This is a genomic window from Streptomyces sp. NPDC001480 (assembly GCF_042894725.1).
In the GTDB taxonomy this organism is placed as follows: domain Bacteria; phylum Actinomycetota; class Actinomycetes; order Streptomycetales; family Streptomycetaceae; genus Streptomyces.
In genome coordinates this window covers 140,789-153,052 of sequence record NZ_JBIAVX010000005.1, presented here as the reverse complement: position 1 = coordinate 153,052, position 12,264 = coordinate 140,789, and the positions used below count along the sequence as shown (strand labels likewise).

Here is a 12,264-nt window from a genome sequence, read left to right as displayed (position 1 = left end):
GTGCGGCTAGGTGTTGCTGGTGCCCCAGTCGTCCTCTGGCTGGGTGGTGTGGCCGTTGTGGTGGCGTAGGGAGCGGACTCGTTGGGCCACCGACTCGGGGACGCGGTCGCCGACCTTGTCGCTCACCGAGTGCAGGGCCTTGCCCGCGAACTGGCGCCCCTGCTGGGCGGCGCTCTCGGCGGTGTTGCGGACGGCCGGATTCTGGGCGATCTGCCGAGCGGACTTCTTCAGCGTCTCGTAGCGTTCGCGTCCGGCCCTCGTGCCCAGGACGTAACCAAGGGCGAGTCCGACGACGAATGTCAGCCGGTAGCGCATGACGACCACCCTTCCGATGCGTTGCTCTCTCGTACGGCGACAGCGCCGGGGAGTACCGATTGGCGGAGCACCCCCCTGCTTGCGCTAATGTATGTGTCGCAGCGAGCGGGCGCCCCCTGGCGGATACCCAGGGAGGTACGTTCGATGCAACGAGGCATTCCTCCGTAGCTCAATTGGCAGAGCAGCCGGCTGTTAACCGGCAGGTTACTGGTTCGAGTCCAGTCGGGGGAGCTCGGTCCTCCGTAGCTCAATTGGCAGAGCAGCCGGCTGTTAACCGGCAGGTTACTGGTTCGAGTCCAGTCGGGGGAGCATGCTGAACGAGGACCCCTCTGGGGTCCTTTTTCATGTCCGGGGGAACCGCCGTGCCCGTGCCCGAGTCCTCAAGGTCATGAAGGGCCGCGGGAAGCCGACCATCCGAAGCAGGAGATCGTATGAGCGGCTATGCTGCGGCAGACGGCGCGCACACATGTACGCGACACGCCGCTATGGGGCGGTAGCTCAGCCGGTTAGAGCAGCGGACTCATAATCCGTCGGTCGTGGGTTCGAGTCCCACCCGCCCCACCACTCGCTACGCGAGGAGAATCGATCTGACCAGCGACTTCGCTGGGCTCACGGATCAAGCCGGCGGCCCCCGGATCTGATCCAGGGGCCGCGGGTCCCGGGGGATCCGAGCGGCGAGCGGTCCGCCCCGTCATCCGTACCCGGTCTCATGGTGGCCCCGGGAGCCGCGTCCTATCCTGCTGCTGGTTCGGGCCGATCCAGTGGGCAGGAGCGGGGGGCGTCGTGTCATATGTGATCGAGGTTCCGGTCGAGGGCGGTGAGTCCGTCCGGGTCGAGGTGTCGGAGGAGACGGACGGAGTCGTCCGGGTCGCGCGGCCCGGGCAGGTGGCGGCTGTCGCCCAGGAGAGCCTTCAGCAGTCCCTGGACAGGATCCGTCCGGTCGCCGCCGCGGTGTGGGAGAAACTGCGGCACCTTCCCCAGACCCCGGACCGGGTGTGCGTCGAGTTCGGCATCAAACTGTCGGCGGAGGCGGGGGTGATCGTCGCCCGCGGAGCCACGGAGGCCAACTTCGTGGTGACGCTGGAGTGGAGCCGTGACCCCGGGGACGAGTGACCCCGTCATCCAGGATCGGGTCCCCTTTTCACCTTGTCCGTACGCGGGCATCATGGAAGGTGCGGCCCGTCAAGGGTTCCACCACACAGGGGGTTTGGTCGGATGGAACGCGCGGAGCACGACATCACGACGGAACTGGTGAACGTGGCCGATCTGTCCCTGGACGAGCTGATGCTGTGCCCTTCGGGGGATCTTGATCGGTCTGTGCGGCGCATTCTTCTCCAGGTCGACCTGCCGGTGCCTTTGACGGCCGCGGCGCCGGCCGGCGGCAGCAGCTGCTGAGCGGCTCCGCGGCTCTTCGGTGAGCGACCGGCTTCGCTGCTCCGACTGGAGGCCATCAGTTGAGGAAGAAGAATCAGCCTCGGTTACCTTCCGCGCCCTCTTTCACCGAGTTCCAGGAAGGTTTCGGCGACATACATCGCCTGCCGGTGGAGTCCTTCGTCCAGTTGTCCACGGGCGGCGGAGACAGAGAAACCCTCGGGCTGTTGCGTCACGGGCAGAAGAGCAAGCGCCTCGTCCTGATCCGTATGGTGCTGGAAGCCGTGGCGGCCGATCCCGCCTCGATGGGACCTCTGCCTCCGGTGCACGCTGCCTGGAAACTGCTGGGCCGGGTGCAGTACGAGGACCCGGGAGCCTTCGAAAAGATACTGATGCACCCTTCGACCGGCGTCTGGGCCGCCCACGTTCTGCGGCGTTTGCGGGGCGTCGGATCCAGTGACGTCCCGTTGTGGACGGAGGTCGGGTACTTCCACACACTGGCCGCCGCCGCCGCTGTCCGCGCCGGTGTGGAGTTCCACACCCAGGTGCCCGTGCCGGATGGCGGCACGCTCCACTTACCGTCGCTGGGGACGGTCAGGCTCACCCACGCCGATCCGGGCGGTACGCGACCCTTTGTCGCGACCGTGCGAGGGGCGGGCCGAGGCGTCGGCAGCGTTGCCGTCGTCTCGCCCAGAGGGGCGTGCGTGCTGCTGCCGGACGCCCTGGAGTCGCCGTTGGCCGACTGGCGCCCGCTTCCGCAGGTCAGGGCCACGCGGGACGGGCACAGCCTCCGGCTCGCCCTGGACGACACCGATCCCTACGCGTCCTTCGTGGCGGGCCGGGAACCGGTCGTGCAGAACCCGCAGAGCCGGAACCGGTGGCAGGCCCTGACCGAACAGGCCTGGGAGACCCTGGTCCGCGGCCAGCTCGACACCGCCGACGGTCTCGCGGAGGTGATGTGCTCGCTCGTTCCGCTGGAAGCCGTCATGAGCGGCGAACCCTACAGTGTCACCTCGCCCGAGTCCTTCGGCAGCGCCATGGTGCAACTGCCCGCGGACGCCACGACTCTGGCCGTCAGCCTGATCCATGAGTTCCAGCACATCAAGCTGGGTGCCCTGCTGGATCTGGTCACCCTCACCCGGGAGGCGGACGGCGCTCTTCACTATGCGCCGTGGCGGCTCGATCCGCGTCCGGTCTCGGGGCTTCTCCAGGGTGCGTACGCCTACCTGGGCATCGTCTCCTTCTGGCGTCGGTACTACCCGACGGCGTCGGGACAGGAGGCCCTTCGGTCCCGATTCGCCTACGCGTTGTGGCGACGAGGCACCCTGTCCGTACTCGACGGCCTCCTTGCGTCCGGGGAACTGACCGAGTTGGGGCTCTGGTTCGTGACGAACATGCGGGAGTGCCTGGTCCGCTGGTGCGAGGAAGCCCTGCCACCTCGGGTCGAGTCCGACGCCGCCCTGGCCGCCGCCGACCACCTCGGCATATGGCGGCTGCGAAACAGTCGACCGCCCGAGTCCGAAACGGCGCTGCTGACCGAGGGCTGGAAGCACCGCTCACCGACGAGATGTCCCGAGGCCAGGAACCCGGTCGTGCGGGCCGACGTGCTGCCTCGCGAGCGGCCTGTGCGGTCAGAGCTGGTGAGACTGCGTTGGGAGGCCCCGAAGAGATTCGCGTGGCTGCGCCGGCATCCGGAGTCGCTGGGCGCGACCTCGACGGACATCGCCCTGATCGACGGCGACTTCGACACCGCCCTGCGCGGCTACCGGCGGCAGGTGACGGCCCACCCCGAGGAGTCGAGCCCCTGGACAGGCCTCGGCCTGGCGGCCCAGGGCCATGGGGACGGCTCCGCCGCGGCCGCACTGCTGGGCCGGCCCGAGCTGGTCCGGGCCGTCTACCTGCGCCTGGCCGGTGAGGGCACGCCGGCCGACCCGTGCGCGCTGGCCGGCTGGATCGGCGGGCGGCACACGGAGGCGGCGGTGGCCGGGCCACCGCCTCACCTGAGGTGACACCCGTTCAGATCTGGTAGACCTCCGCGTCGCAGTCGGCCCGATCGCCCCGGGTGGCGGCGGTCGTCGCCGGGTGCTCCTGGCCGAGCACCTGCCGCAACGACGTCAGTGTCGCGGCGTACAGGGTCTCGGCCCGGTTGGCCCTGCCCAGGGCGCGGAGGTCGGCCGCGAGGTTGAGCGCACACGCCAGGGTCATCGGGTGCGGCTCGCCGAGTTCCTGAGTGGCCCGCCGCAGCGTCTCCTCGTCCATCTCGGCAGCGGTCTGCGGGTCTCCCAGCGTGAACAGGTCACTGGCCAGGTTGATGGCGACGGAGAGGCTGTAGGGGTGGTTCGGGCCCACACTGGCGATCAGCCCGTCCTGGGCCTGCCGGTTCAGGGCCGCCGCCTGCTCGGTCTGTCCCCTGCGGCGCAGCGAGATCGCCAGGTTCGTCATGACCCCGAAGGTGAAGGGGTGGCTCTCCCCGAGGCTCTGCCGCAACCGGTCCAGGGTCCTCGTCCCCAGTTCCACGGAATCGTCCAGACGGTCCGCCTGGCGTTGGGCGATCACGAGACTCGACGCCGCGGACAGGGTGTTGAGGTGGTCGTCACCGTAGCGGCGCCGGCTGCGCTCCCACGCCTCCGCGCAGGCCGAGAGCCCTCCGTCGTGGTCGCCGGCCTTGCGGCGTGCCTCGCCCAGGTGGCGCAAGGCCATCAGGGTGATGGGAGTCTCGCTGCCCGCCAGGAGTTCGAAGCGGATCGAGTTGTTCTCCTGCATCTCGCAGGCGCCCACGTAGTCGCCGGACTCCCGCAGGTCCACCGCGAGCAGGCTGACGAGCATCATGGTGAGCAGGCTGTCCTCGCCGAGGGCGTCGACCGCGAGCTGGAGATTGACGGCGTCGAGATCCCGGGCGGTGGTGAACTCTCCGGTGAGGCGCAGTGCCGTCCCGTAGTCCACGGCCGCCGCGATCGCCATCGGATCGCGCTCGCCGAAGGAGCGCACCGCCTGTTCGTACGTCTCCTTGTTGAGCTTGACGGACGAGGCGAAGTCCCCGGCCGCGCGCATGTCGACGGCGACGGCCCTGGCCGCGAGCAGGGTGTCCTCGTGGGTGTCACCGACGGTCCTGCGCCGGCGCTCCAGGCTGTCCTCGTCGAGCTCCGCGGCCTCCGAGTAGCGTCCGAGCGCGCGCAGGACGTGACCGCAGTAGCGGGCCACGGTGAGGGTCTGGGCGTCGTCGGGGCCGATGCTGTCCCGCCAGGTCCGCAGCGCGTCCTGGGCGAGCTCGAGGCAGGCGTCGTGGTCGCCCCACGTGAACAGGTAGGTGACGGTGTTGACGACGAGGTTCCGTACCCAGTGGTTGTCGCAGTCGACCGCCCGGGACGCCCTGATGTGGGGCAGTAGCTCGGCGTATCGCGGCCAGTTGGCCGTCACGCCCGGCTCGCCGGGGTCGCCGCCCGCGAGCAGCAGGTGGGCGGCCTCGCGCATCGACTCCCGTTCCTCGGGCGTCATCTGGTCGATGAGTACCGCCTGGACCAGTCGGTGCAGTTGGATGCTGTTCGTGCGGTGGTCGATGCGCGCCAGTGCGTACCGGTTCACCTCGCGCAGCGCCTGGCCGAGGCGGATCGGATCGCTGAGGACCTGGCCGAGCAGGCCGGGGAGCGCGGCGTTGCGGCCCGCCATGAAGAGGCTGCGGGACACTGGCTCGGGCGCGAAATAGGAGCAGACCTGCAGGAGTTGGAGAGCGCCCGGATTGGTGTCCTTCAGGCGGTCGAGGGAAACGTTCCAAGCCGCCGCTACCGGCAGTTGGTAGTCCATTGGAGGGGCGAGCTCAAGCAATTCCGCACGGCGGCTGACGAACTCCTCCCTTTTCCCTTCGAAGAGTTCGAGGTATTCTTCAGCTGGCATACCGGTCTCGGTGAGCCAAACGGCGGCCTGCTCGATGGCGAGCGGCAGGTCGCCGAGCGCCTCGGACAGTTGGTTGGCTTTTTCGTCGGTGAGTTCCGGGCCACGTCGTCGCAAAAGCTCGATACTCTCCTCGCGCGCGAAGACATCCACCTCGATGGTTCGTGCCATGTTGACCCATTGTCCGTTTCGGGAAGTGACGAGAATCCGGCCGGTGCCGCCCTGCGGGAAGAAGGAGGTGACTGTTTCCGGGCTTTCGGCGTTGTCGAACACCAGGAGCCAGTTGTGATAGGGCTTGCCCAGGCGAAGGGCTTCCAGGACAGCCGGCACCGCGGTGTTGGCCTCGGCGCTGGTGGGCAGTCGGAGGCGTTGTGCCAGGTCCACGAAGGCGGCACGGATTTGGGCCGGCTGTTCGGCGGGAATCCACCAAACGATGTCATAGTCAGAACTATGACGATATGCATATTCGATGGCAATCTGGGACTTGCCCACGCCACCCATTCCGTGCAGTGCTTCAGGTAAAATCGCGGTGGTGCCCTGGGTCAGACGAGTGTGCAGATCCTGGAGAGCGAGCACCCGGCCGGTGAAGTTCACGTTCCGCGGGGGCACATTACCCCATACGGGTGGCGGGCTGCCTGCCTTGCGTCGCTCGGCGATGGCTCGTTCCACCAGCCCCAGTGTCCGTACGTGTGCATCGTTCATCGAACCAGGCCCTCCTCTGTCCGCCGCTGCCTGTCCTTCGGGCGTCGGTGTTACGTGTTCGGAAACGGCCTGCGATTGCTGTTCTTTGACCGTTTTTGAACATGGGTCGGACACAGGTTCTTCGCGCATGGTTGGCCCCTCGAATTGTAGGGGATCAGCACCGATTTCCTGTGCCGGGAAACGCTGATCCGGCGCGCTCAGTCGGTCCGCCCAGGGCCGGTACGGCCCGGACAGTGCGCGCAGCGTGCGGATGAACGGAACGAAGTCGCCGCTCGACTCCTCCGGGAGTGCGATCGTCCGCTCCGTCCGGGGCGCCGTCAGCAACCGGGCGAGCTCCAGCATCTCGGGGACCGACACCGCGAGCCGGGTGATGACGTGCAGCATCACCTCGGCGGTGGCGGCCCGCCCGCTGGTGGCGAGGAGTTCCTCGGCCACGCCCGGGAGGAAGGCGTACCGGTGCGCGACCGCCCCGAAGGGATCGACGGACGGCGGCCCGTCCTCGGTGACCAGCAGCCCCGAGGTGAGGACCTCGGCCATGTGTGCGGGACGTGAGCCCGGTTGGGTGAGCTGCTGGACCGTCTCCATCACGGTGAGATCGAGCGGGGCGACCGCGAGATGCTGGGCCAGACGGAAGGCGGTGGGGGAGGCGCCGGCACGGAACTCCAGGACGCGTTCGGCCGGCGTCGGCGGGCGGAGCGGGGCGGTTTCGTGGTCCGGCGGAAGGCCGCTGGGAGGACCGCCGTCCTCCGTACCGGTCTCCGTGGACAGTATCCGCGCGCCCGGCCAGTCGCCGCCGTCGCCCGTCAGCAACCGCGCCCAGTGCTCCAGCCACCGCGGAGTGAGCTCGATGGCGGGCACGACCGGCCCGGGCGGAGCTCCCGTACCGGGGACGTCCGCCGTGCAGCGCTGGCCGCAGGGCAGTGACCCGGTGGCATGGATGCGGGCCGGTCGGGTGCTGATCCAGGTCCGGTACCAGGAGCGGTGCGGAAGCATATGGGCGACGACGACCGGCACATGTTCACCCCAACGGGTGATGAGCCGTTGTGCCGCCCCGGTCCGCCATGCGGCCCCCGCACCGTCGGTGAGCACCATGACCGCCCGCCGCCGTGGCGGCTGCGCGGGGTCCGTGAGGTCGAACTCGGGCGCGGACCGGCCGGTTCCGCGCAGCCGGAGCTCCGCTTCGGACTCCTGGTTCGTGTCGAGGAGCCGGATGCCGAGGGTACGGAAGGCGCCGAGACCGTTCAGCAGTCGGGCAAGCTCGGTCACACTGTGCCGCCAGGCGGCCATCGACCCCCCGGCGTCCACGACCAGCACCAGGTCCAGCCAGCGGTCCCGGGCCGGACGGTACCGGGGCAACCGGGGCTCGGCCTCCACGAGGGCCTCGGCGGTCCGCTCCTCGTCGAGCTCCCGGCGGTGCGCGGACGCGACGGTGCGCCGTAAGGGGCGCAGCGCACGTTCCAGCATCCGCCGTCTCTCCAGCCCGGGGACGGACGTCCACACGGCGGTCACGGTGTCGGCGCCCGGGAGGCGGGGGCGCGGAACCTGGGCGGCGACGACAGCGGTCGGTACGGTCGGTTTCCAGGGCGACGGCTCCGCTGCCACCGGTGACGTCCGCCGCGGCCCGGCCCGTGTCTCGCTCTCCCGGTCCGCCACGGGCGGCGGAGCGGGGCGTGACGACTCGTCCGGGCGAGGCTCCGGCCGGCGTTGCGGCACGACGGCAGATCCGCCCTCCCGGGGACGGGTACGCCCGGCCAGGCACATGGCGAGCCACAGGCCGTCGGAGAGCTCGTACGGCGTCAGGTCCGTGGTTCCCAGGGGAGCTGTCGGAGGCATCGGCCCCCGGGGGCCGGCAGGCATCACGGCCTCGTCGTGTCGAGGCTGCGCCACAGCGAATCGACCAGCCGGTCCCAGTGCTCGTCACGTTCGAACCGGTCGGAAGTCGCGAGATGGACGCTGTTGAGGAGTTGGTCGGCACTCATCCCGCCCTCGCGCGCGCTGCGAGCGACGAAGAGCCGGACGAGCTCCTGCCCGCGGCCACCGGCCCTCTGGCCGAACCGGGCCGCCACCATCGCGGCGAGCTGGTCCACGTCCGGCGGCGGCAGTTCGAGACGGAGGCACCGGCGCAGCAGCGCGGGCGGGAACTCCTTCTCTCCGTTGGACGTGATGAGGATGAGCGGGAACGCACGGCAGCGCACCCGGCCGCCCGAGATCCGGGCGGTCGCGCCGGGGTCGGCGGTGAGCGCCTCGGCCTCCGGTTCGCGCGAGGCGATGCGGACCAGTTCGGGGATGTCGAACTCGCCTTCTTCGATGATGTTGAGAAGGTCGTTCGGAAGATCTATGTCACTTTTGTCCAGCTCATCGATGAGGAGGACCCTGGGCAGTCGGTACGGCAGCAGCGCCGTGCCCAGGGGGCCGAGCCGTATGTAGTCACCGATGCGGGTCCGCCCGTCGCCGGAACCCGTTTCCGTCTCCGCCGCGGCCCGGTGGGCGGCGGCGTCCTGCGCCCGCCCTATGGCATCGTATTCGTACAATCCGGACTTAAGGGTCGTACGGGTGGTGATCGGCCAGCGCAGCACTCGGCCGAGGCGCAGCTCGCGCGCCACCCGGTAGGCGAGGCTCGACTTGCCCGTGCCGGGACGGCCTGTGATCAGCAGCGGACGGCGCAGGTACAGGGCCGCGTTGACCATGTCCGCCTCGTCGACGTCGACGGGGCGGCGCGGGTCGCCGTCGCGCAGCGGTGGGCCGATCCTGCGGGTCACCTCCGCCTCGTCCTCGGCCGGACGCGGCTGGAGCGGGCCGCCGTCGAAGGTGCGCCAAGGGGGCGGGCCCATGAGCACGTCATCGAGATCACGGGTCGCCAGAGTGCGCCCGTCGCCGTGGTAGACCCACCACGGCGCGGATTCCTGGGGGCGGGGGTCCTGCCCGGTGTCCGGGGCGGACCTGTCGTCGGCGGGCCGGCCGTCACTCATGGCTGCGTCCTTCCCTGGTACTGCGGCGACTGGTAACGGCGTAACGGCTGATAGATGTTGTCCGGGTCGTCGACGAGGACCAGCACCGCGTCCGCGGGGAGCGAGCCCCGGGACTCGTGGACCTTCGCGGCCAGCGCGTTCAGCTGGTTCGCCGCGAACAGTTGCTTGGCCAGGTCGCCGAGCCCCGGCACGAGACCGGCTGAACGGGTCCACAGCATCGCGGGGACGCCCTCGCGCAGAGCGACGTCATAGGAGTGGACCATCCCGGGCTCGGGTTTGTGTGGAGCGTCGAGCAGGGCGACCGCGACCACCCGGCCGTCCCGGTCCCGGCCCAGGACGTCCTGGAGGTCGGAGGGGCTCAGGCCGCCCATCCCGCCGCAGGCGTGCCAGGAGCACTCGTGCGGGGTGTCGCGCATGCTGCGCCAGCGTCGCTTCAGTACCCGCTGGATCGAGGGGTCGCGCTGCCGCTCCAGGCTGCGGATCACCGTCTGGTAGTGGCGCACCAGGGAGCGGGGCAGACCGGAGGAGCGGTGGGTGGCGAACTCCTCGACGGGCAGGTCGACCAGGTCGCGGCCGAGTACGAACTCCAGCTGCACGGGCGTGTCGAGACCGGCCAGGGACGCCTCGCCGCTTGAGATGGCCCGCTCCACGGTCATCTCCAGGTTCCCGTCGGAACAGGCGAGATCCAGGAAGTCGGGACGGGCCGGGGAGAACACGTCCTCCTTCGTCCACGAGGACACCAGATATCCGTCGTGCCCGTCGCCGTCCTCCGCCCGTTCGATCTGGATCGCGAGGTAGGCGATGCCCTCCCTCTGTTCGGGCCGTACGGGGACGAGTCCGGCGGACGCGGCGGTCAGTACGTCGCGCAGACCGAGGCCGTCGGCGACCACCGCGTTCCACTCGCGCAACCGTCGGGCCAGGTGACCCGGCGCGAGCAGGGCGACGTGCTCGACGTACAGCATGAAGGGGAACAGGCCGTCCGCCCGTGTGTTCGCCTCCGCCAGATGGTCGAAGGCCAGGACGATGTCCTCGTAGCCGGGCGGGAGCCGGTCGTAGGCACCCCGCGCCGCCCGGTGTATCCGGCCCACGGGCACCTCCGGCGCCCGTCGCAGCAGAGCGTGGATCTCGCGCAGTTCGGTCTCGGTCAGCGCAGGCTGCGCGAACGTCGTGGACACCAGGTGGTGGAACGCCTCAGTGGCCCGGGCCCGGGGGGCGAAGACACGGATCGCGTCGGCCAGCGCTATGAGACCGCCCGGGATGTCGTCCAGCAGCCGCACGATGTCGTAGAGCTGGCTTCGCGTGGGCATTCCCTGCAGTACGAGTTCGGTCAGATGGACATCCACCTGATCCCCCGCTATCTCCAGACACTGACGTCGCAGCTCCGGATCCCTCATGGGCCTGGTGCGTTCGAGAGCCTCCACGAGTCTGCTGATACGCGCCGAGTCCGATGGGTCGTCGATTGTGTCCGCCATCCCCGTTTTCCCGTAAGGCATCCAGGCGTGGACAGGTTCGGCCACGCAGAGTGTCGAATGACCTGTCACCGGCGACCCTCCTCCGCAAAGCGCCGCAGCTCGGCGGCGATCGATCGGACGGCGCGCGAGTCGCCTACCAACGTCCTCACAGCGCAGACGAGTTCGTCCAGCCCTCCCTCGTAGTCGGTGCTCGTACGCACCACGTGGTACAAGTGCGCATGCGGTTCCGGGCGTTCGGTGACCACCGAGCCGATCTCCGGGCGCAGGAGCGAGACGAGATCCTGCCGGCCGCCGAGTGTGCCGAACTTGGGTATCGAGGCGATCAGTGCGGCCAGTTCCGCACATTGACGCGCCGTCAGTTCGGCCGATGCCGGTCCCGTCGTGGTGAGCAGGGCGGCGAGCGGTGTCCACTCGCGGGCCACGGCGGCCAGCGGGAACATCCAGGCGACCCGCTCGACGGATGAGCCGTAGGCGGCCACGACCAGGCCGATCACACCGCCGAGGTCACGGTCCCACACGCCCGCCCCGCTGAACCCCCGCTTGATCGGCACGCCGTGCGCCCTGCCGTCCAGCTGCCGCCAGGCCGGATTGGGCCCGCCGGAGCCGGTGGCGGTCACCTGGACCCATACTCCGTCACCGAGGCCGGGGCTCGGATGGCCGTAGACGCTCACCTCGGTCGGCCGTGAGCCGTCGCCCGCGAACAGGGCCGCCGGACGTGCCTCGGCGGGCGGGCCGTCCGGTCCGAGCTCCAGGACCGCGATGTCGCCGGACGCGGGCCGGGCCGGGAACCAGCCGCCCTCGACCGTCCGCGCACTGCGCGGTCGCGCGTTGCCGGACGGCGCGAAGTCCACCAGTACCGTCCTGCCGGCGGGTGACGCCTGCTCGTCGGGGAGCCCCAGGGCCTCGGTCACGACATGCGCACACGTGAGGATCCGGCCGCCGCCGATGAAGACGCCGGCACCGCACAGGCCTTCCCCGCCGGGACCCCGCACCCGAACGCGCCACTCGCCCACGACCCAGCACCCCCTCCAGGCTCGCGGGCGTACCCTCCCCCGAAAGAGGCCGGATCAGTCACGCTGAGCCTTAGAGAAACCCTACGCACACGGCGAGCTTCCGGCGAGAGCACGGTGGGGACCGGCTCCTCGTCCGACGGCTGAAGGGCCGTCAGCCGTCGGAGCCGGTGAAGACGTCCAGCTCGTCGTCGCTGCTGCTCGCCGTCACGATCTCCTGCGTGCCCTCGGAGGTCAGGTCGGCGGCCGTGGCCTCGTAGGCGCCGACGGACGTCAGTTCGGTGAGCTGGGTCAGGTCGCCCCCGGAGGTGCCGGACAGGGTGTAGGCGCAGGTGGTGGCCGTCTTCGCGCCCGACGTACCCGATGTACCCGACGCGCCCGGCTCGGACGCCGACGCCACACGTGGCGGGCCTTGCGCTTCCTGTGGGCCAGGAGGCGGCGCTGTGATTCACGTGTCACGGGACCGTGGTTTCGCACAGGGGCAGGAGTCCGGGTCGGACGCGGGCCGCCGGGTACTCGGGGCGCGTACATGTGGGT

9 protein-coding genes and 3 tRNA genes are annotated in these 12,264 nt (G+C 69.9%); 6 read left to right on the top strand and 6 right to left on the bottom strand.

Features of this window, described 5'->3' with window-relative positions; genetic code table 11:
* Positions 1-6 precede the first annotated feature (6 nt).
* A complete protein-coding gene (locus ACFY01_RS13645; RefSeq protein WP_390735892.1) occupies positions 7-315 on the bottom strand; it encodes a YtxH domain-containing protein in 309 nt (102 codons plus the stop codon).
* A 158-nt stretch (positions 316-473) separates the two neighbouring features.
* On the opposite strand from ACFY01_RS13645, the gene ACFY01_RS13640 reads away from it, so the two are divergent.
* The 6 genes from ACFY01_RS13640 (at position 474) to ACFY01_RS13615 (ending at position 3,695) form a co-directional block, all read left to right on the top strand.
* Positions 474-546, top strand: a tRNA-Asn gene (locus ACFY01_RS13640).
* 5 nt (positions 547-551) lie between these two features.
* Positions 552-624 (top strand) — tRNA-Asn (locus ACFY01_RS13635).
* Positions 625-802: 178 nt separating this feature from the next.
* Positions 803-879 (top strand) — tRNA-Ile (locus tag ACFY01_RS13630).
* 219 nt (positions 880-1,098) lie between these two features.
* Positions 1,099-1,428, top strand: coding sequence for a CU044_2847 family protein (locus tag ACFY01_RS13625; RefSeq protein ID WP_390735891.1), 330 nt, complete (start codon positions 1,099-1,101; stop codon positions 1,426-1,428).
* A gap of 102 nt (positions 1,429-1,530) precedes the next feature.
* Positions 1,531-1,710 carry a hypothetical protein gene (locus tag ACFY01_RS13620; protein ID WP_390735890.1) on the top strand — a complete coding sequence of 60 codons (180 nt, stop codon included), beginning with the start codon at positions 1,531-1,533 and terminating at the stop codon, positions 1,708-1,710.
* Positions 1,711-1,913: 203 nt separating this feature from the next.
* Positions 1,914-3,695 carry an HEXXH motif domain-containing protein gene (locus ACFY01_RS13615; protein WP_390735889.1) on the top strand — a complete coding sequence of 594 codons (1,782 nt, stop codon included), beginning with the start codon at positions 1,914-1,916 and terminating at the stop codon, positions 3,693-3,695.
* Positions 3,696-3,702: 7 nt separating this feature from the next.
* On the opposite strand, the gene fxsT is transcribed toward ACFY01_RS13615, so the two are convergent.
* The 5 genes from fxsT to ACFY01_RS13590 all read right to left on the bottom strand — a co-directional run bounded on the left by fxsT (position 3,703) and on the right by ACFY01_RS13590 (position 12,127).
* Positions 3,703-8,109: an FxSxx-COOH system tetratricopeptide repeat protein gene (fxsT, locus tag ACFY01_RS13610; RefSeq protein WP_390735888.1), complete on the bottom strand. Its 4,407-nt coding sequence runs from the start codon at positions 8,107-8,109 to the stop codon at positions 3,703-3,705.
* Positions 8,110-8,132: 23 nt separating this feature from the next.
* Positions 8,133-9,245: an AAA family ATPase gene (locus tag ACFY01_RS13605; RefSeq protein WP_390735887.1), complete on the bottom strand. Its 1,113-nt coding sequence runs from the start codon at positions 9,243-9,245 to the stop codon at positions 8,133-8,135.
* On the bottom strand, positions 9,242-10,717 hold the full coding sequence (locus ACFY01_RS13600) for a hypothetical protein (RefSeq protein WP_390735886.1): 1,476 nt from the start codon (positions 10,715-10,717) through the stop codon (positions 9,242-9,244). Before ACFY01_RS13600 ends, ACFY01_RS13605 begins: the two co-directional genes overlap by 4 nt.
* A gap of 65 nt (positions 10,718-10,782) precedes the next feature.
* A complete protein-coding gene (locus ACFY01_RS13595) occupies positions 10,783-11,730 on the bottom strand; it encodes a trypsin-like peptidase domain-containing protein (protein ID WP_390735885.1) in 948 nt (315 codons plus the stop codon).
* Positions 11,731-11,881: 151 nt separating this feature from the next.
* Complete coding sequence (locus ACFY01_RS13590; RefSeq protein WP_390735884.1) at positions 11,882-12,127, bottom strand: hypothetical protein; 246 nt, start codon at positions 12,125-12,127, stop codon at positions 11,882-11,884.
* Positions 12,128-12,264 lie beyond the last annotated feature (137 nt).

What these genes read in the sequence shown, in the direction of transcription:
- ACFY01_RS13600 (WP_390735886.1), bottom strand. Translation starts at nt 10,717, where the DNA reads ATGGCGGACACAATCGACGACCCATCGGACTCGGCGCGTATCAGCAGA.
- ACFY01_RS13605 (WP_390735887.1), bottom strand. Translation starts at nt 9,245, where the DNA reads ATGAGTGACGGCCGGCCCGCCGACGACAGGTCCGCCCCGGACACCGGG.
- fxsT (WP_390735888.1), bottom strand. Translation starts at nt 8,109, where the DNA reads ATGCCTCCGACAGCTCCCCTGGGAACCACGGACCTGACGCCGTACGAG.
- ACFY01_RS13645 (WP_390735892.1), bottom strand. Translation starts at nt 315, where the DNA reads ATGCGCTACCGGCTGACATTCGTCGTCGGACTCGCCCTTGGTTACGTC.
- ACFY01_RS13620 (WP_390735890.1), top strand. Translation starts at nt 1,531, where the DNA reads ATGGAACGCGCGGAGCACGACATCACGACGGAACTGGTGAACGTGGCC.